Genomic DNA, 18,368 nt, shown 5'->3' on the forward strand with positions numbered 1-18,368 from the left:
CCGATCAGGGCAGCAGGTCCGGCCGGTGGGTCCGCGTGCGCTCGAGACTCTGCTCGCGGCGCCACGCGGCGATCGCGCCGTGGTTGCCGCTCAGCAGGATCGCCGGCACCTCGTGCCCGCGCCACTGGGCGGGCTTCGTGTAGCTCGGGTACTCGAGCAGCCCGTCCTCGTGCGACTCTTCGACGAGGCTCTCGGGATTGCCCACCACGCCGGGGACGAGCCGCGACACCGCCTCGACGACGGCCATCGCGGCGACCTCACCGCCGTTGAGCACGTAGTCGCCCAGGCTCACCAGCCGCACGCGCCCCCGCGTCGCGTAGTGGTCCACGACGCGCTGATCGATCCCCTCGTACCGGCCGCAGGCGAACACGAGGTGCCGCTCCTGCGCGAGCTCGCGCGCCATCGACTGCGTGAACCGCTCGCCGGCCGGCGACGGCACGAGCAGGACCGCATCGTCGGTGAGGACCTCGTCGAGGGCCTCGCCCCAGGGCTCGGGCTTCATCACCATGCCCGCTCCCCCGCCGTACGGGGTGTCGTCGACGGTGTGGTGACGGTCGTGGGTCCAGTCGCGCAGATCGTGGACGCGCAGGTCCAGGATGCCGCGGTCGCGGGCCTTGCCGATGAGCGAGACGTCGAGCACGTCGAAGAACGCCGGGAAGATCGTGACGATGTCGACGCGCATGGATTCGAGTCTAGGCATCCGCCCATGTTTCCGACGTGTGACCGACCACTCACCCGGCCCGACGGCGGCGGTGATCGAACCTTGACCCAGAAGTAACCGGACGGGTCGCGGCCCGGAAACACGCTCTTCATACCGTGGAGGCACACTTCATCAGAGGAGGCGTCATGACCACGACCGTCACCGCGACCGCGACGGACGTCGCGGCTCCGCCCCGAGCCGATGCACCCGTCGAACTCGTTCGTCGTCCAGGCCGTTGGATCGATGGCTGGAACCCCGAGAACGGCGAATTCTGGCAGGCCGAGGGACGTGGGATCGCCCAGCGCAATCTGCGCTGGTCGATCTTCGCGGAGTTCCTCGGCTTCATCATCTGGCAGCTGTGGAGCATCGTGGTCGTGATGCTTCCGGGAGCCGGTTTCGATCTCTCAAGCTCGCAGCTGTTCTGGCTGATCTCCGTTCCGAGCCTCGTCGGCGCCACGCTGCGATTCCCGTACACCTTCATGGTGGCGATCTTCGGCGGCCGCAACTGGACGATCGTCTCGGCCGCGCTGCTGCTGATCCCCGCCGTGCTGCTGGGCATCGTCGTCTCCAACCCGGAGACCCCGTTCGCCGTGCTGCTGCTGGTGGCCGCGCTCGGCGGCGTCGGCGGCGGGAACTTCGCGAGCTCCATGGCGAACATCACCTACTTCTTCCCGCAGAAGGAGAAGGGCTGGGCGCTCGGCCTCAACGCGGCGGGCGGCAACCTCGGCACGTCGGTCGCGCAATTCGCCGTCCCGATCGTCGTCACGATCGGCGCCGGCGCGACCATGAACGTCGCCCTCGCCGGCTGGATGTGGATTCCGCTCATCCTCGTCGCGATGTGGGGCGCGTGGCGCTACATGGACAACCTGTCGTCCGCGAAGGCCGACTTCGCCGGGTCGGCCGCCGCCCTCCGCGAGCCCCACCTGTGGGTGATGGCGTTGCTCTACATCGGCACCTTCGGCTCCTTCATCGGCTTCGCGAGCGTCTTCCCGAAGCTGATCGCCGACCAGTTCCCGGAGTTCTCGACCTTCCAGGTCGGCCAGGCCGCGGTCTCCCTCGCCTTTCTCGGCGCGCTGGTGGGATCCCTCGCACGGCCCTTCGGCGGCCGGCTCGCCGACCGCTTCGGCGGCGCCCGAGTGACCGTCGGCGCCTTCGCCGTCATGGCCCTCGGCGCGCTGTCCCTCATCTGGACACTGCCGCTGCAGAGCTTCTGGGTCTTCCTCGCCTGCTTCCTCGTGCTGTTCGCGGCGACCGGGATGGGCAACGGCTCGACGTATCGCATGATCCCCAGCATCTTCGCCGCTCGCGGGCTCGCCACCGGCGCGGTGCCGGGCACACCCGCCGGCATCAAGATCCAGCGCAAGGCTGCAGCGGCGCTCGGGCTGATCTCGGCGATCGGCGCCTACGGCGGCTTCGTCGTGCCGCAGGTGCTCAACGCGTCGCAGCTGGCGACCGGGGGCTACACGGCGGCCTTCTACGGCTTCGTGGCCGCCTACGTCGGACTGATGGTCCTGACGGTGCTGGTGTACGTCATCCCCCGCCGCTCGCTCGCTCAGCAGCGCATCTGACGCGAGCAACGACGAATCGGCCGCTCCCCTCTCGGGGCGGCCGATTCGTCGTGCTCCCCGTGCAGAGATGCAGGAGACACGCCGCGCGGAGTGTGTGGAAAGCGCCTGACGCGCCGGTGCTTCCTGGATCTTCGACGCGCCCGTGGTCAGTAAACGTCGCGGACGTAGCGCTTGTGCGCGACGAGAGACCTGCGGAACTCGATCGCCGCCTCGGCCGACAGACCGCCGTGCCGTTGCGCGATCGTCACCAGGGTGTCGTCGACGTCCTTCGCCATGCGGCTGGCGTCGCCGCACACGTAGAGGTGGGCGCCGTCCTGCAGCCAGCGCCACAGTTCGAGCCCGTGCTCCTCCATGCGGTCCTGCACGTAGATCTTCTGCCGCTGGTCTCGCGAGAACGCGAGGTCCAGCCGCGTGAGGAACCCGTCCTCGTGCATCGCCTCGAGCTCTTCGCGGTAGTAGAAGTCGCTCGCGGCGTGCTGCTCGCCGAAGAACAGCCAGTTGCGACCGGAATGGGCATCCGCCCGTCGATCGTGCAGGAAGCCGCGGAAGGGGGCGATTCCCGTCCCGGGACCGATCATGATGATCGGAACGGTCGGGTCCGCGGGGACGCGGAAGTGCGGTGACTTCTGGAGGTAGATGCGACTGGGGGCATCGGCGGCGACATCCGCGAGGAACGTCGAGGCGACGCCCCCACGCCGGCGCCCCGTCTCGGTCTCGAAGCGAACGACCGAGACGGTCAGCTGCACCTCATCGGGACTCGTCTTCGGGCTCGACGAGATCGAGTACTGCCGAGGCTGCAACCGCTTGAGCACCGGCATCCACTCGGCCACGCTCGCCCGCGGCGGAAACGCACGCAGGAGATCCACCGCGTGCATGCTCCACAGGTACTGCTCGAGGCGCCCCCGGTTCTCGCGGCGCAGGAGCGTGGTCAGGTCCGGATCGGCATTGTGCTCGGCGACGAACGCGAGCAGGTCCGGGGTGATCCGGGTGATGTCGAGATCGCTCGTGAGGGCGTCGTCGAGGAACCGCTCCTCGCCGTCGAGATCGACGATCTCCCGCGGCGCCAGGCCCGTGACCTCGAGCCACTCGGCCACCGCGCCCGCAGAATTCGGGGCGAGGACGCCGAGCGAATCGCCCGCCTCATACGCGACCCCGGCGTGCGACAGGTCGAAGCCGAACTGGCGCACCTCCTTCGCCGAGCCCGCGCCGCTGAGCAGCGTGTTCGTCACGAGCGCGGCGCGCACCGGATTCGCGCGAGTGAAGAGGCGGCGGGTCGGCGGCGGAGCCGGCTCGACGGCAGTGACGGATGCCTCGCCCTCGGCGAACGTCGAGATCACCTGGTCCAGCCACGCGGCCGCGGGCTGGGCGTAGTCCGGCTCGCAGTCCACACGAGGGACCAGGGCGGTCGCGCCCAGCGCGCCGAGGCGCTCGTCGATACTGCGCCCGTGCCCGCAGAAGTCGTCGTAGCTCGGGTCGCCGATCGCGAACACCGCGTAGTCGAGGTCGGCGAGCGTCGGCGCGCCGTCGCCGCTGAGCTCGGTCCACAGGTCCGCGGCATTGTCCGGCGGCCCGCCGTCGCCGAAGGTCGACGTCACCACGAGCAGGCGGCGTGCGGCCGCGAGCTCGGTCAGCGACATGTCGACCATGCTGATCATCCGCGACCGGATGCCTCGTGCCGTCAGGGTCGCCGCGCACGCGGCGGCGACCTCCTCGGCGTTCCCGGTCTGCGATCCCCAGAGAACCGTGACCTCGTCGTCCGCATCGGCCGCAGGTTCAGCGCCGCGCAGTTCCCGCGAGTACAGCCCCGCGAGCACGCCGTCCAGCCATGCCCTCGAGACGGCGCGCAGGGGCGCGGATGCCGGCAGCACCGGGACTGCTCCGGCCTCGACGGGAGAGGCCTCCAGCGCCGCGAGGAAGCCCGACACGTACGCGTGCTCCGCCTCGTCCAGCACGGGCGGCGCGGGAGCGCCGACCCCGACGCCGGCGAGCACCTCGCGCGCGCGGTCGGGAGGCGGCATCCGCTGGTCCGCCTCGTCGGCGGTGTCACGAGGGGCAGGGCCGACGCGGCGGAGGGAGACCGCGGCGTACTTGAACTCGGGCTGCAGCGACGCCGGATCCACCGCGTCGCTCGTCACCGCGTTGACGGTGAGGTACTCGCCATGCTCGTCGTTCCAATGGAAGGGTGCGAAGCAGCACCCGGGGCGCACGCGATCGGACACGACCGCGGGCAGCACCACTCTCCCCCGACGGGAGGAGACCTCGACGAGGTCGCCCGGGGAGATCCCCTGGGCCTGCGCGTCGTCCGGATGGACCTCGACGAACGGATCGGGGTTGAGCTTCACCAGCTTTCCGACTCTGCCGGTCTTGGTCATCGTGTGCCACTGGTGCTGCAGCCGGCCGGTGTTGAGGATCCAGGGGAAGTCGTCATCCGGCAGCTCGCTCGGCCCGATGTGCGGCCGCGCGAAGAACTGCGCCCGCCGCGACGGCGTCGCGAACGCCAGGCGCGGTGGGGTCCCGTCGGCCTCGCGATGCAGGCTCTGGCTCACTCCGTCGTTGAGGTAGCGGATCGGATGCCGCTGCGCCGAGTCGTCGGGAGGCGCCGGCCACTGCACCGGACCGCGCCGCAGCCGCTCGTAGGTGACGCCGCGCACGTCCCACCCGGTCTTCGGATTCCAGAACCGCCGAATCTCGTCGAAGACCTCTTCGGCGCTGGTGAAGCCGAACCCCTCGTCGAACCCCATCGCCCGCGCGACGAGGCAGATCGTGAGCCAGTCCGGCTGCGCATCGCCGGGCGCGTCCAGCGCGCGCGGCACGAGGGTCATCGTGCGATCGCTGCTCGTCATGACACCCTCGGACTCGACCCACAGCGTGGCGGGCAGCAGGATGTCGGCGTACGCGTTGGTGGCGGTCTCGGTGAACACGTCCTGCGCGATGACCAGCTCGGCCGCCTCGAGCCCCTCGATCACCGTCTTGCGGTTCGCTACCGACGCCACCGGGTTGGTGCAGATGATCCACGCGGCCTTGAGGTCACCTGCCGCCATCGTTCTGAACAGGTCGATCGTGCCGGCGCCGGACTCCGCGCGGATCGATCCCGGCTCGATCCCCCACACGCCCTCGACGAACGCCCGGTCGCCCGCGTCGAAGACCGCGCGCTGACCGGGGAGCCCCGGTCCCATGTAGCCCATCTCGCGTCCGCCCATCGCGTTGGGCTGACCCGTCAGGGAGAACGGGCCGCTTCCTGTCCGGCAGATCGCGCCCGTCGCGAGATGCAGGTTGCAGATCGCGTTAGTGTGCCATGTTCCCTGGGTCGATTGGTTCAAGCCCATCGTCCACAGCGTCAGCCACTCGCCCGCTTCGGCGATCCAGCCCGCGGCGGTGCGGATGTCGTCCTCGGCGAGGCCGGTCGTCTCGGCTACTCTCGCCGGCGTGTAGTCGGCGAGGAATCCGGGCATCGCCTCCCAGCCCTCGGTGTGCTGCGCAATGAATTCGGCGTCGATCCCGCCGCCTTCGACGAGGAGGTGCAGGAGCCCGTTCAGGAGCGCGAGATCGGTGCCGGGCCGGATCGGCAGGTACAGGTCGGCGCGATCGGCGGTGGCGGTCCGTCGCGGATCCACGACGATGAGCTTCGCGCCCTTCTTCAGCCGGTCCGCCATTCGGAGGAAGAGGATCGGATGGCAGTCGGCCATGTTCGAGCCGATGACGAAGAAGAGGTCGGCCGCGTCGAAGTCCTCGTAGGATCCCGGCGGGCCGTCCGCTCCGAGCGACTGCTTGTAGCCCGTGCCCGCCGATGCCATGCACAGCCGGGAGTTCGACTCGATGTGAAGTCCCCGCAGATACCCCTTGACCAGCTTGTTCGACAGGTACTGCGCCTCGATCGACATCTGCCCCGAGACGTACAGGGCGACGGAATCCGGCCCGTGCTCGTCGACGATCGCGCGCAGCCGGCGGCCGGCCTCGGCGATCGCCGTGTCATGCGGCACCGGCACGGCGTCCTCTCCCCGCGCTGGCCGCACGAACGCCGTCGTCATACGCCCGGGGGCGTGCATCAGGTCGACGTGCGTCGCACCCTTCGTGCACAGCCGCCCGGCGTTGGCCGGGTGTGCCGTGTCGCCCACCGCCTTGGCGAGCGTGCGCCCGTCGGCAGGGGTCACCGATATGCCGCACCCCACGCCGCAGTACGAGCACACGGTGCGCAACGCGCCCGCGGGCGCGCCGGTGGCGGGCTCCGCCGGGCGCGCGATCGTGGCCATGCCCCGATGATCGCCGACCCATGTTCCACGCGGTCGTGCGGCGTGTTACCGGCGGGTCACGTGGCCCTCACGGGAGTGAGCGCGGGCGAGTGAGGGATGCCGCGCCTCAGGCGTCGGCCGGGTCCTCGTCGCGCGGCTCCGCGTCGTCGTCGCCGGGGATCTCCTCGAAGAGACCCGCGGGCGGCGTCACGACGACTCGGCCCGCGGAGATGTCGACCTCGGGAACGATCGCCTTAACGAAGGGCACCAGGACCTCCTGGGGCTCGCCGTGCGCGGCATCCGGATTCGTCCGCACGATGAGGAGGTCCTGCGCAGGCATGTGATCGACGCGGATGACGCGCCCCACCGTCACGCCGTCGCGGACGACCTCGAGGCCGACGAGCTGGTGGTCGAACCACGCATCGTCCTCGGCGGGCGCGGCGTGCGTGTCCTGATCGATCCAGAGGATCGCGCGGATGAGCTCCTCCGCGGCGGCGCGATCGTCGACGCCCTCGAAGAACGCGACGGGGTGGCTGTTCATCCAGCGGAACTCGCGCACCGTGAGCGGCTTGCCGTGCCACGGCGATGCTTCCGGCACCTGAAGGGTGAACGTGGCACCGGGGGCGAACCGACCCTCGGGGTCGTCGGTGTACAGCTCGAGCTTGATGGCGCCCTTGAGTCCGTGGGCCTTCACCAGGCGTCCGACGCGCAACTGCGTCTTGCCGGACGGGACGGGTGCCTTCGCCGAGGTGTCCGGGCTCTCACCGGGCTCGTTCGTTTCGCCTGCCACCTCAGTCGTCCGCGACGTCGACGCGCACGCGCCTGCCGTCGGCGAGCGCGCTGATGAGGGTGCGCAGGGCTTTGGCCGTGCGGCCGCCGCGCCCGATCACGCGACCCCGGTCATCGGGGTGGACGTGCACCTCGAGAACGTCGCCTCGCGGCGACGTGGACGAGTCGATGCGCACAGCGTCGGGGTGATCGACGATCCCCTTGACGACGTGCTCGAGTGCGGCGGCCAGCAACGGATTACTCTGCGGACTCGGCGGCCTCATCGGCCGCGTCGGTCGCCTCGTCGGCGGGAGCCGCAACGGGCTCCTCGGCCTTCTTCTCGGCCTTGGGCTTGAGGACCGACTTCTTGGAGGAGTCGATCTCGAAGGCGGCCTTCTCTTCGCGCGTCTGCACGGTCGAGACGGCGTTCTTGTCGCCCTTGAACTTGCCCCAGTCGCCGGTGAGCTTGAGGAGCACGAGCACCTGCTCGGTCGGCTGCGCGCCGACGCTCAGCCAGTACTGGGCACGCTCCGAGTCGACCTCGATGAACGAGGGCTGCTCGGTCGGGTGGTACTTGCCGATCTCCTCGATGACGCGACCATCGCGCTTGGTGCGCGAGTCGGCGACGACGATGCGGTAGTAGGGCGCGCGGATCTTTCCGAGGCGCTTGAGACGGATCTTGACAGCCACGATTCTCCTGAATGTGTGGGAAGTGAACGAACCGATCGCCTGGAGCGTGGGGTGCACACCCGGCGGAAGCTCTAAGGAGGACCTCCCCGCTGGATAGAGGGTCGAGCGGGTGATCCGACCCTCCATTCTGCCAGATGACTCACCATGCCGCGAACCACGCGTCTCGGGTGCCCTGCATGCCACAATGTGGCCATGACGGTGCCCTTCGCGACATCCGCCCGTTCTTCCGTCGGGCTCGAGTGGGAGCTCATGCTCGCCGATGGCGAGACCGGCGATCTGGCGCCGCGCGCACCCGAGGTGCTCGCCGATCTCGAAGAGCGCACCGCCCTCGAGCGGTACACGGTGACCGGCGAGCTGCTCACGAACACCGTCGAGGTGACGAGCGGCATCGGCGACACGGTCGCTGCGGCCGTCGACGACATCGCGGATGCGATCGCCGCGGTGCGCACCGAGACCACGCCGCTCGGCGTCGAGCTCCTGTGCGCGGGCAGCCACCCGTTCGCCCAGTGGTACGACCAGCAGGTCACTGACAAGACGCGGTACCACAAGCTCATCGAGCGCACGCAGTGGTGGGGCCGCAACATGATGATCTGGGGCATCCACGTCCACGTCGGCGTCGATGACGTGAACAAGGTGTTCCCGATCATCAACGCCCTCGCGGTGTACCTCCCCCACCTGCAGGCGCTCTCCGCATCGAGCCCGTTCTGGGCGGGAGAGCGCACGGGGTACGCGTCGAATCGCTCGCTGGTCTTCCAGCAGCTGCCCACCGCCGGTCTGCCCTGGCCGCTGGAGGACTGGGCGCAGTTCGAGTCCTACCTCGACGATCTGGTCGGCACGGGCGTGATGGAGGACTCGACCGAGGTGCGCTGGGACATCCGTCCCGCTCCGCGCTGGGGCACGATCGAAGTGCGGGCCTGCGACGGCATGTCGACGCTTCCGGAGCTGGCGGCGATCGCGGCCCTCGTTCAGGTTCTCGTCGAGCACTTCTCGCGCGAGCTCGACGAGGGACGGGCCCTGCCGACCCTCCAGCCGTGGTTCGTCCGCGAGAACAAGTGGCGCGCCGCGCGGTACGGACTCGACGCCCGCATCATCGTGGACCGGGCGGGCACGCAGATGCTCGTCACCGAGCACCTGCGCGAGACCCTCGAGCGGGTCGCCGACATCGCGGTGGAGCTCAAGTGCTCCCGTGAATTGGCGGGCGTCGAATCGATCCTCACCGAGGGTGCCAGCTACGCACGTCAGCTGCGTGTGGCCGATGCCGCCGACGGCGACCTGCGCGAGGTCGTCCAGCATCTCATCCGTGAGTTCCGGCTGGGGCCGACGCTGCGCGATCACCTCGCCCAGAAATACCGCGAGCTGTGATGTCCAGGGATGCTGCCGCGTGAATCGCGTGGGAGCTGCCGACAACTTCGCGAAGGGCGTGGTCACCGCTCACTGTGTCGGTCCCGTACTCTGCCCGCAGTGGGTTCGCGATGTCGCAGGATGACACCGGAGCAAGTGAGGAAGTGGCGCGCATGGACTTTTCACCGTTTGTGCGGAACTACTTTCCCAGCGCCGGACTTCTCCGAATGAAGCTGGTTGACGTCTCCCAGGAGGATACGAGTCTTCACGTGGTGTTCGACGGAGTTCCTGAGATTCGTGCCGGGCGATTCGGAGTCCGGATCGCAACGCCAGCGCACGTGGGGGACGAGAGGTGGAACGACTTCCCGGTTGCCGGCGACGACATGGAGGAATGGGCCTCCCTTGCCATCATCCTGGATCTGGTTGAGGTGTATGACACCACTGCTCAAGGCTCCACAGTCCTGCCCGACTCTGACGGAATCATCTGGTTGAGCTGAGCGGGTCACGACGCGGGACCCACCCTCCGCGATCACCTCGCCGGCACGGTCTAGGACACGGCGGGCGCCGGTCCCGCGACGCCTTCGACGGTGAAGTGCGACATGCCGTGCTCGGTCTTCTGCCAGTAGTGCGGCTTGGTGATGAGCTGCCACAGCGCCTTGTAGGCGGCGAGCGAGTGCAGCAGCCAGTACACGGGGTTCAGGATCGCCCACCCGACGAGCCAGAACGCGCCGCGCTTGTACGGCCCCATCATGTTCAGGTACACCATCAGCGCGTTGCCGACGAGGAAGTTCAAGAGGCAGATCCAGAGGATCGCGGGAGGGAACGCCGGTGTCACGCTCGCCCACGGGATCAGGAACGACACGATGGTCAGCGCCGTGAACGGGATCACTCCGAGGAAGGTCAGCGGGGTTCCCGCGATGAGCAATGTGAACGACGCGAACCGCCGAAGGCCGATTCGGCGAATCAGCCGGAACGGCCGACGCGCGTGCACGAGCGCCGTCTGCATGTATCCCTTGATCCACCGGCTGCGCTGGCCGATGAAGATGCCGAGCCGCGAGGTCGCCTCCTCCATCGTCGTGGAGTCGACGACGCCGACCCGGTAGCCGAGGGCGCTCGCGCGGATGCCCAGGTCGGCGTCCTCGGTCACGTTGTACGGGTCCCATCCGCCCAGCTCTCGCAGCGCCGAGGTGCGGAAGTGGTTGGAGGTCCCCCCGAGCGGGATCGGCAGGTCGCCGACGTCGAGGCCCGTCAGCATGTAGTCGAACCAGTAGCTGTACTCCAGCGCGAACATGCGGGTGAGCACGTTCTCGCGTGCGTTGAAGTAGTTGAGCGCCGCCTGCATGACGACCACCGATTCATCGGCGCGCGAGAAGGCGACGACCGTCTTCTTGAGCTGATCGGGCTCGGGCGCATCCTCGGCGTCGTAGATCACCAGGAACTCTCCGCGCGCCACCTCGAGTCCGACGTTGCACGCGCGGGGCTTGGTCTGCGGCGTGCCCTTGGGCACCGTGACCACGAGGAAATGAGCGGGCGGGTCCGAGACGGCGATCGCTTCGCGGGTCTCGGCGTCCTCCTCCTCGACGAGGATGATCACCTCGAGCTTGTCGGTCGGGTAGTCGAGCCGGCCGAGATTCTCCACGAGCCGGCCCACGATGCGCGCTTCGCGGAACACCGGCACGAGCACCGTGTACATCGGCATCTCGTCGTCGCGGAGGGCGGCGATCTCCTCGGGCCGCACATGCGCCACGAGGTCGTATCGCGACCCGCGCAGCGCGATGAAGAACTTGAACAGAGTGCTCGCCAGGAAGATCACGCTCGCGATGCCGATCAACGACATCAGCGTGATGAGCGGCCACACGATGGCGCACGCGACGACCAGCAGTCCGAGGACGATCGCGATGACCTTCTGAGAGGTCGAGAGCACGTAGCGCGCCGACAGCACGGGGTCGAGGCGATAGAGCCCGTCCGCCGCCTGCGACGCGTACTCGGCCCGGAAGTGATCGGTGAGGGCGGCGACGATCGCCGACTGCTCGACAAGACGTTCCTCGATCGGCGCGCCGACGATCGCCTCGATGCGTGCGCGCCGGCGCGGGGTGAGCGGCGCCGTCGTCGCGACCTCGACGGCGGCATCCGTCCTCCTGACCGGGATCCAGCCCTGCTTCGCGTACGTCGTGCGCAGATCGGGGTCGAGAAGGTCGCGGTCGATGTCGATCGAGGCGGTCACGGCGCACCTCCCGCGAGGATGCGCATCCACGTGCTCACCGTGTCGTTGTCGAATGCCTGCGCCCAGCCGATCCCCCACAGGATCACCGACGTCGCGCACACCAGCAGCACGCTGACCCCCGTCGTCGGCTTCGGCACCACCGCCACCGCCACCAGGAGCATGAGCAGGTAGTTGATCCCGGAGACCCCCGGAGGTGTGAGACCCAGGATGAAGGCGAGCAGGATCATCGCCGTCATGACCGGCGCGACCAGACCCACACCCGGGTAGCGCAGGGCGATCGCGGTGAGGACGACGACGATGGTGGGCGCGAGGTAGAGCAGTCCGGAGGGGCTGAGCAGCTGCTCGGCGACCGCAGCGGCGCGCGCCGGATCCCACTCGAGGTTCCCGCGGATCATCGCGAGCGGTCCGAGTCGGAAGGCGACGCCGAGCAGGACGAGCGAGCCGATCAGCGCGAGAGTGGGGAAAACGACGACGATCGCATTCGCCGTCCGCGACGCCGACCTCGACCGCACGAGGAACGCGGCCGCCAGCGCGGCCACGATCGCGACGAAAAGTCCCGTGGAGTCCGACAGTGCGGAGCACGCGAACAGCAGCCCCGCCCGGAACCCCGCCTGCGTGTTCGCATACGTCACGAACCTCACGAGGTCGACCATGCCGAGTCCGAAGAACGTGAGGCCGAGGGCCGCCTCGAAGCTCGTGGTCATGACGAATGCGAACATCGGCGTCAGCGCCAGTGTTGCGACGAAGACGACCCGCACCGGCTGGGGGAACTCCTTGCGCTGCATCGACTGGATGATGAGCTGGATCAGGATGCCGCCCACGAGAGCGCCTGCGATCGCGAGGCCCAGCGCGCCGCCGGGGATCACGAGAGCGAGCACGCTGGTCAGGATCGGGTACAGCTCGGCGAGCGCCGCGACGTCGGACGATCCCCACGGCAGACCATCGACCCGTGCCGCGAGCGCGCCGTTCGCGGTGTCGCTCCAGTCCCCGCCGGAGGCGATCTGGAACCAGACGGCGATTCCGATGAACGGCAGTGCGGCCAGCAGGCGAACGCCCCAGCGCAGCCAGGTGTTGCGCGGATATCGTTCGATCCGCCCTGATTCGCTCTCCACGAACAGGGGCGCGTCTCGCGCGAAGACGCTTTCAGCCGTCGTCACTCATCTCTGCCGATCCCCCCAGATCGCTCGTACCATCCGGCGCGGTGCGCCGCCCATGTTCCCAACGTAGTCAACGCGCCACGGCGGTGCGACCGACGACGCGCGATTCAACCCTTGCCGAGCATCTTCTGCAGCTCGGCGAGGTCGGCCTCGCTCGGGCCGCCCTTCGCGCCTCCCAGGCCGAAGCCGGAGCCCGTCGGGGCGGTGGTGGCGGCGACACCGGCGTTCTCGGCCGCGCGCTTGGCGGGGTTGCCCGACCGCGAGCCCTTCGCCTTCTGCTGCTTGCCGCGCTTCGCCGACGCGCCCGGACGACCGCCACCGGGAATCGGCCCCATGCCGGGGATGTTGGGCACGCCGCCGCGCGCGACGGTCTTCATCATCTTGGCGGCCTGGTCGAACCGCTGGACGAGTTGGTTCACGTCGGTCACCGTCATGCCGGCGCCGCGCGCGATGCGCAGGCGGCGCGAGCCGTTGAGGACCTTGGGGTTGCGTCGCTCACCGGGCGTCATCGAGCGGATGATGGCCTCGGTGCGGTCGATCTCGCGCTCGTCGAAATTCTCAAGCTGGTCCTTCATGGATCCCATGCCGGGGAGCATCCCCAGCATCTTCTTCATGGAGCCCATCTTCTTCATCTGCTGCATCTGCTCGAGGAAGTCCTCGAGCGTGAAGCTCTCGGTCGCGAGCTTCTCGGCCATCTTCATGGCCTCTTCCTCGTCGAAGGCCTGCTGGGCCTGCTCGATGAGGGTGAGGATGTCGCCGAGGTCGAGGATGCGGCTCGCCATGCGGTCGGGGTGGAACGCCTCGAGGTCGTCGAGCCCCTCGCCGGTGGACGCGAAGATGATCGGGCGACCCGTGATCGACGCGACCGACAGCGCAGCTCCGCCGCGCGCGTCACCGTCGAGCTTCGACAGCACGACGCCGGTGAAGTCGACGCCGTCCTGGAATGCCTTGGCCGTGTTGACGGCATCCTGACCGATCATCGCGTCGATGACGAACAGGACCTCGTCGGGGTCGGTCGCGGCGCGGATGTCGGCTGCCTGCTTCATCAGCTCGGCGTCGACGCCGAGCCGGCCGGCCGTATCGATGATGACGATGTCGTGCTGCTGCCGGCGAGCGAGTTCGACGCCGTCCTTGGCGACCTTGACGGGGTCGCCGACACCGTTGCCGGGCTCGGGCGCGTAGATCGCTGCACCCGCACGCTCGGCCACGACCTGGAGCTGGTTGACGGCGTTCGGACGCTGAAGGTCGGCGGCGATGAGCAGCGGCGTGTGGCCGTCCTTCTCGAGCATCTTCGCGAGTTTGCCCGCGAACGTCGTCTTGCCCGAGCCCTGCAGGCCCGCGAGCATGATCACCGTCGGCGGCGTCTTGACGAACTGCAGGCGGCGCTGCTGGCCGCCGAGGATCGCGACGAGCTCCTCGTTGACGATCTGGACGACCTGCTGCGCCGGATTGAGCGCACGGCTTACCTCGTCCCCGAGGGCGCGCTCGCGCACCTTGGCGGTGAACTCCTTGACCACCGGCAGAGCCACGTCGGCGTCGAGCAGGGCGCGCCGGATCTCGCGGACCGTGCCGTCGACGTCCGCGGGCGTGAGCTTGCCCTTGGTGCGGAGGTTGCGGAAGGTCTCGGTGAGCCGGTCGGAGAGGGTGCCGAAAGTCGCCATGATCCCCCGAGTTTACGCGAGCGAACGCCGGCTCGTTCCGCTTCTCACACCCCCGCCGGCGCGCCGAGCGCCGTGCGCAGCTGTTCCTTGACGCGTGCGTAGCGCGTCCGCGCGGTCGAATCGGGGATGCCGAGGAGCTCGGCAGCCTGGACGAGGGTCATCCGCTCCCAGTGCACCAGCCGGACGAGCTCCGCGTCGTCGGCACCGAGGCGGGCGATCGCATCGCGGACCTCGACACCCTCGTCGGCCGCCGGTGCCGTGACATCCGCCACCGTGACGCGGATGCGGTCGGCCAGCGCCCACCGTCGGCGTTCGCCCCGCGCGTGGTTCAGGAGCGTCCCGCGCGCGATGCCGAACAGCCACATGCGCACGCGCTCGGCGTCGTCCGGCAGGTCGGCGACCCGCCGCCACGCCACGACCATCGTCTCGCCGAGCAGGTCCGGCGCGTCGTCGGGTCCGACACGACGCTGCAGATAGGCGAGGAGATCAGGAGATGCCGCGCTCAGCGCCGCGGTGAGCCGCCGGTCGTCGCGGCTCACGAACCGGCACCCGGGATGTACGGCTGTCCGTCGAGGTCGAGGCACTGGATTCCGCTGACCCGTTCCGTCCCGACGAGGCGTTCGTTCGGGATGCTGTAGCCGGCGTCACGCAGCGCCTGCGTCTCGAGGTCGCTGACGACCCACTCCCACGCCATCCACTCGGCCGACCACGCGCGATGCTCGATCTCGTCGGCGCGCTCCGCCGGGGTGAGCCCGGACATGTCCGCGTCGGGATCGGCATCCGACTCCGTGCTCAGCGCCGCCACGTGGTCGCGCATCGCGGGCAGAAGCGGCCCCGCCGCGGCGACGACATCGGTCGACCGGTACCAGTCCTCGAGTTCGCGGTTCAGCTCCGAGACGAACCCCGCGTCGGAGCCGCCCGTGTACGGCGCGAACCGCAGCTCGCAGTCGAACCCGTTGGGCATCGTGAACGACACGGCGCCGACGGGGTCCTGCGCCCAGGGCCCCCACGTGAACCCGTCGGTCGCGACGGCGACACCGGCGCCTCCGACGAGGACGATGGCGAGAGCTCCCGAGGCGATCGCGATCCGACGTCGGCGCGGACGCGGAACCTCGACGCGCGCCTGGGCGATCATCGCGGCGAGATCGGCGTCCTTCGGCCCGCGGGTCGCGGGTGCGGAGCCGTCCAGCAGTTCGTCGAGCAGGTCGGGGGTCATGGTGCCTCCATCGTCGGGGTGGTCTCACTCCGTACGTGTCCGGCATCCGGCGTTTCGTCTGCGGCGACCCTCAGTCCTCCGGCCCGAGCTCCTGGAACAGGGTGAGCTGCAGATCCGCCGGGCCACGCAGCCGCGCGTTCACCGATCGCCACGGGGTCTGGCGGGCGGATGCCTCGACCGCCGCTCCCCCGCCGCGCAGGCGTGCGACCGCCTCGGCGGTGTCATCGACCTCGAGTCCGATGCGGATCCGGTCGCTCGGCGCACCACCGTCCGTCTCGACCCCATCGATGAACGAGACCTGCGCGGTGTTCGCGAGCTCGAGGGTCGCCCTGCCCGCGTCGAGGATCGCGACCCGGGCACCACCCTCGGCCTCGTACGCCTCGGCCTGCGGCATCCCGACGACGTCACGATAGAAGGCGAGTGCGGCGTCGAAGTCAGGCGCCTGCACCACCACGCGCAGCTGACGCACCTCGCCTCCCGCCGGAGTCGCGGCGACCGTCGAAGCGGCGGCCGCCGCGCGCTCGAGGAAACGGCCGAGCGAGGTCACACCGGCCCCGTCGTGCGCCCAGGCCTCGATCGCGGCGAGTACCGCACCGCCCCACGCCGCTCCGCCGACCTCCGCATGGAGCCGGTCGGCGCCGCCGCGCGCGAGCCGGGTCGCGACGCTCCCTGCGATCCGGGCGCGACGGAGCGACGCCTCGCGCTCGAGCTCGGAATCCAGGCCCATCGCGGTGGAGTTCACGATCGCGAGGGCGAGGCTGTCCGGAGCGAAGCCCGGGGCGAGCTCCAGCACCGCCGCGCGGACGGCGGAAGCGGCATCCGCTGCGTCATCTGCGCCCAGACGCACGGCGAGCGCTTCGAGGCGCTCGTCGAGGCCGGCCCAGAGGATGTCGGACTTCGACGCGAAGTAGTTGAAGAAGCTCGAGCGGCTCACTCCGGCGCGGGTCGTGATGTCGGCGATCGATGTCGCCTCGAATCCCTGCTCCAGGAAGAGCTCGCACGCGGCTTCGGCGAGCGTCTCCCTCGACGACGCCTTCGGCCTGCCGACTCGCCCGGTGCTGCTCATGCAGACACGCTAGCGGGCGCGAGGGAGGCATGAATATGGCGTAATGTTGGACGCAATCCAGAAATCGCCACGAGCGAAGGAGTCCGATGCTGGACATCCAGACGGTGGGCCTCGCCCCCGACTACGTCCCCTACGTCGACGGGTGGGAGCTCCAGCGACGCATCCACGCGGACGTCGTCGAGGGCACGCGCCCCGACACCCTCCTGCTCCTCGAGCACCAGCCCGTCTATACGGCGGGGGCGCGCACCGCTCGCCATGAGCGGCCGACCGACGGCACACCGGTGGTCGACGTCGATCGCGGCGGCAAGATCACGTGGCATGGACCCGGTCAGCTCGTCGGCTACCCGATCGTGCGGCTCGCCGAGCCCGTGGACGTCGTCGCGCACGTGCGCCGACTGGAGCACCTGCTCATCGAGGCGCTCCGGGAGCACGGGGTCGAGGGCTACCGCGTCGAGGGCCGCAGCGGCGTCTGGGTGCGCCGCCCGCTCGGTGAGGACAAGGTCGCAGCGATCGGCGTGCGCGTCCAGCGCGGCGTCACGATGCACGGCTTCGCCCTGAACTGCGACAACACGCTCGCCGGCTTCCGCGGGATCATCCCGTGCGGCATCACCGACGCAGGGGTCACCACGATCAGCGAGATCGTCGGGGCGGATGTCGCGCCCCGCGACGTCATCGCCACGGTGTCGCGAGTCTTCGAGGCCGACTTCGCGGCGGTGCCCGCATGAGCGCGTGCGGAACCCCGGGGGCCGCCCCCGCCAGCGGACCGGACGGGCGCAAGCTGCTGCGGCTCGAGGTCCGCAACGCGCAGACGCCCATCGAGCGCAAGCCCGAGTGGATCAAGACCAAAGCGAAGATGGGCCCCGAGTACCAGGCCCTTCACGCGCTCGTGAAGACGGAGGAGCTCCACACCGTCTGCCAGGAGGCCGGCTGCCCGAACATCTACGAGTGCTGGGAGGACCGCGAGGCGACCTTCCTCATCGGCGGATCCCAGTGCACCCGCCGATGCGACTTCTGCCAGATCGACACCGGCAAGCCGGCCGACTACGACACGGACGAACCCCGGCGCGTGGCGGAGAGCGTGGTGCGCATGAACCTGCGCTATGCCACGGTCACGGGTGTCGCTCGCGACGACCTGCCCGACGGCGGCGCATGGCTGCACGCCGAGACCGTTCGCCAGATCCACGCCCTGAATCCGAGCACGGGCGTCGAGATCCTCGCCACGGACTTCAACGGCGATCCCGCGCTGCTCGACGAGGTGTTCGACAGCCGTCCGGAGGTCTTCGCGCACAACGTGGAGACGGTTCCCCGGATCTTCAAGCGCATCCGGCCCGCGTTCCGCTATGACCGGTCTCTCAACGTGCTCACGCAGGCACGCGCGGCCGGGCTCATCACGAAGTCGAACCTGATCCTCGGGATGGGCGAGGAACCCGAAGAGGTCGTCCAGGCACTGCGGGATCTCCGTGAAGCCGGCACCGACATCATCACGATCACGCAGTACCTGCGCCCGTCGCCGCGGCATCTGCCCGTCGCTCGCTGGGTGAAGCCGGACGAGTTCGTCGCGTTCAAGGAGGAGGCCGAGCGCATCGGCTTCCTCGGCGTGCTGGCCGGCCCGCTCGTGCGCTCGTCGTATCGCGCCGGACGGCTGTGGGCGCAGTCGATGCTCTCGCAGGGTCGCGAGATCCCCGCGAACCTGGCGCACATCGCCGAGGACGTGCACGTCGAACGCGGGTTCGCGCAGGCGGTGTAGC

General features: G+C 69.4%; 16 protein-coding genes. 5 read left to right on the forward strand and 11 right to left on the reverse strand.

Annotation, left to right across the window (positions count from 1 at the left end):
- Positions 1 to 4: 4 nt before the first annotated feature.
- Positions 5 to 682 carry a tRNA (guanosine(37)-N1)-methyltransferase TrmD gene (gene trmD / locus ASD93_RS07085; RefSeq protein ID WP_056120677.1) on the reverse strand — a complete coding sequence of 226 codons (678 nt, stop codon included), beginning with the start codon at positions 680 to 682 and terminating at the stop codon, positions 5 to 7.
- A 164-nt stretch (positions 683 to 846) separates the two neighbouring features.
- Between trmD and ASD93_RS07090 the strand changes: the two genes are divergently transcribed.
- Entirely contained in the window at positions 847 to 2,268 is a 1,422-nt protein-coding gene (locus ASD93_RS07090; protein ID WP_056120679.1) for an MFS transporter, read from the forward strand.
- Between the two features lie 146 nt (positions 2,269 to 2,414).
- On the opposite strand, the gene ASD93_RS07095 is transcribed toward ASD93_RS07090, so the two are convergent.
- From ASD93_RS07095 to rpsP, 4 genes are all read right to left on the reverse strand, one after another.
- Positions 2,415 to 6,518 (reverse strand): bifunctional nitrate reductase/sulfite reductase flavoprotein subunit alpha, encoded by a 4,104-nt coding sequence (locus tag ASD93_RS07095; protein ID WP_056120682.1) that lies wholly within the window; start codon positions 6,516 to 6,518, stop codon positions 2,415 to 2,417.
- 106 nt (positions 6,519 to 6,624) lie between these two features.
- Positions 6,625 to 7,209: a ribosome maturation factor RimM gene (gene rimM, locus ASD93_RS07100; RefSeq protein WP_056120972.1), complete on the reverse strand. Its 585-nt coding sequence runs from the start codon at positions 7,207 to 7,209 to the stop codon at positions 6,625 to 6,627.
- A gap of 79 nt (positions 7,210 to 7,288) precedes the next feature.
- Positions 7,289 to 7,519, reverse strand: a complete 231-nt coding sequence (locus tag ASD93_RS07105; RefSeq protein WP_055965452.1) for an RNA-binding protein — start codon at positions 7,517 to 7,519, stop codon at positions 7,289 to 7,291.
- 4 nt (positions 7,520 to 7,523) lie between these two features.
- Entirely contained in the window at positions 7,524 to 7,955 is a 432-nt protein-coding gene (gene rpsP / locus ASD93_RS07110; protein ID WP_056120684.1) for a 30S ribosomal protein S16, read from the reverse strand.
- Positions 7,956 to 8,147: 192 nt separating this feature from the next.
- On the opposite strand from rpsP, the gene ASD93_RS07115 reads away from it, so the two are divergent.
- Together ASD93_RS07115 and ASD93_RS07120 are read left to right on the forward strand one after the other, a co-directional pair.
- Positions 8,148 to 9,317 carry a glutamate--cysteine ligase gene (locus tag ASD93_RS07115; protein WP_056120688.1) on the forward strand — a complete coding sequence of 390 codons (1,170 nt, stop codon included), beginning with the start codon at positions 8,148 to 8,150 and terminating at the stop codon, positions 9,315 to 9,317.
- 110 nt (positions 9,318 to 9,427) lie between these two features.
- Entirely contained in the window at positions 9,428 to 9,793 is a 366-nt protein-coding gene (locus ASD93_RS07120; protein ID WP_157536888.1) for a hypothetical protein, read from the forward strand.
- Positions 9,794 to 9,843: 50 nt separating this feature from the next.
- Here the strand turns inward: ASD93_RS07120 and ASD93_RS07125 are convergent, their stop codons facing one another.
- From ASD93_RS07125 to ASD93_RS07150, 6 genes are all read right to left on the reverse strand, one after another.
- Positions 9,844 to 11,520: a glycosyltransferase gene (locus ASD93_RS07125; protein ID WP_056120694.1), complete on the reverse strand. Its 1,677-nt coding sequence runs from the start codon at positions 11,518 to 11,520 to the stop codon at positions 9,844 to 9,846.
- Positions 11,517 to 12,677 carry a hypothetical protein gene (locus ASD93_RS07130; RefSeq protein ID WP_056120696.1) on the reverse strand — a complete coding sequence of 387 codons (1,161 nt, stop codon included), beginning with the start codon at positions 12,675 to 12,677 and terminating at the stop codon, positions 11,517 to 11,519. Before ASD93_RS07130 ends, ASD93_RS07125 begins: the two co-directional genes overlap by 4 nt.
- 107 nt (positions 12,678 to 12,784) lie before the next feature.
- Positions 12,785 to 14,338: a signal recognition particle protein gene (ffh, locus tag ASD93_RS07135; protein WP_056120699.1), complete on the reverse strand. Its 1,554-nt coding sequence runs from the start codon at positions 14,336 to 14,338 to the stop codon at positions 12,785 to 12,787.
- 44 nt (positions 14,339 to 14,382) lie between these two features.
- Positions 14,383 to 14,877: an RNA polymerase sigma factor gene (locus ASD93_RS07140; RefSeq protein WP_056120703.1), complete on the reverse strand. Its 495-nt coding sequence runs from the start codon at positions 14,875 to 14,877 to the stop codon at positions 14,383 to 14,385.
- A complete protein-coding gene (locus tag ASD93_RS07145; RefSeq protein ID WP_056120706.1) occupies positions 14,874 to 15,554 on the reverse strand; it encodes a hypothetical protein in 681 nt (226 codons plus the stop codon). The genes ASD93_RS07140 and ASD93_RS07145 overlap by 4 nt, the downstream gene beginning before the upstream one ends.
- A gap of 70 nt (positions 15,555 to 15,624) precedes the next feature.
- Positions 15,625 to 16,620 carry a TetR family transcriptional regulator gene (locus ASD93_RS07150; protein ID WP_056120711.1) on the reverse strand — a complete coding sequence of 332 codons (996 nt, stop codon included), beginning with the start codon at positions 16,618 to 16,620 and terminating at the stop codon, positions 15,625 to 15,627.
- 86 nt (positions 16,621 to 16,706) lie between these two features.
- On the opposite strand from ASD93_RS07150, the gene lipB reads away from it, so the two are divergent.
- Both lipB and lipA read left to right on the forward strand, forming a co-directional pair.
- Complete coding sequence (lipB, locus tag ASD93_RS07155) at positions 16,707 to 17,345, forward strand: lipoyl(octanoyl) transferase LipB (protein ID WP_056120714.1); 639 nt, start codon at positions 16,707 to 16,709, stop codon at positions 17,343 to 17,345.
- On the forward strand, positions 17,342 to 18,367 hold the full coding sequence (gene lipA, locus ASD93_RS07160) for a lipoyl synthase (protein WP_056120716.1): 1,026 nt from the start codon (positions 17,342 to 17,344) through the stop codon (positions 18,365 to 18,367). The genes lipB and lipA overlap by 4 nt, the downstream gene beginning before the upstream one ends.
- Position 18,368: the final 1 nt, after the last annotated feature.

This window comes from Microbacterium sp. Root180, assembly GCF_001428485.1.
Taxonomy (GTDB): domain Bacteria; phylum Actinomycetota; class Actinomycetes; order Actinomycetales; family Microbacteriaceae; genus Microbacterium.

Coding starts and splice junctions, on each gene's coding strand:
- lipA (WP_056120716.1), top strand. CDS start 17,342: ATGAGCGCGTGCGGAACCCCGGGGGCCGCCCCCGCCAGCGGACCGGAC.
- ffh (WP_056120699.1), bottom strand. CDS start 14,338: ATGGCGACTTTCGGCACCCTCTCCGACCGGCTCACCGAGACCTTCCGC.
- ASD93_RS07145 (WP_056120706.1), bottom strand. CDS start 15,554: ATGACCCCCGACCTGCTCGACGAACTGCTGGACGGCTCCGCACCCGCG.
- ASD93_RS07115 (WP_056120688.1), top strand. CDS start 8,148: ATGACGGTGCCCTTCGCGACATCCGCCCGTTCTTCCGTCGGGCTCGAG.
- ASD93_RS07120 (WP_157536888.1), top strand. CDS start 9,428: ATGTCGCAGGATGACACCGGAGCAAGTGAGGAAGTGGCGCGCATGGAC.
- ASD93_RS07095 (WP_056120682.1), bottom strand. CDS start 6,518: ATGGCCACGATCGCGCGCCCGGCGGAGCCCGCCACCGGCGCGCCCGCG.
- ASD93_RS07150 (WP_056120711.1), bottom strand. CDS start 16,620: ATGAGCAGCACCGGGCGAGTCGGCAGGCCGAAGGCGTCGTCGAGGGAG.
- lipB (WP_056120714.1), top strand. CDS start 16,707: ATGCTGGACATCCAGACGGTGGGCCTCGCCCCCGACTACGTCCCCTAC.
- ASD93_RS07090 (WP_056120679.1), top strand. CDS start 847: ATGACCACGACCGTCACCGCGACCGCGACGGACGTCGCGGCTCCGCCC.
- trmD (WP_056120677.1), bottom strand. CDS start 682: ATGCGCGTCGACATCGTCACGATCTTCCCGGCGTTCTTCGACGTGCTC.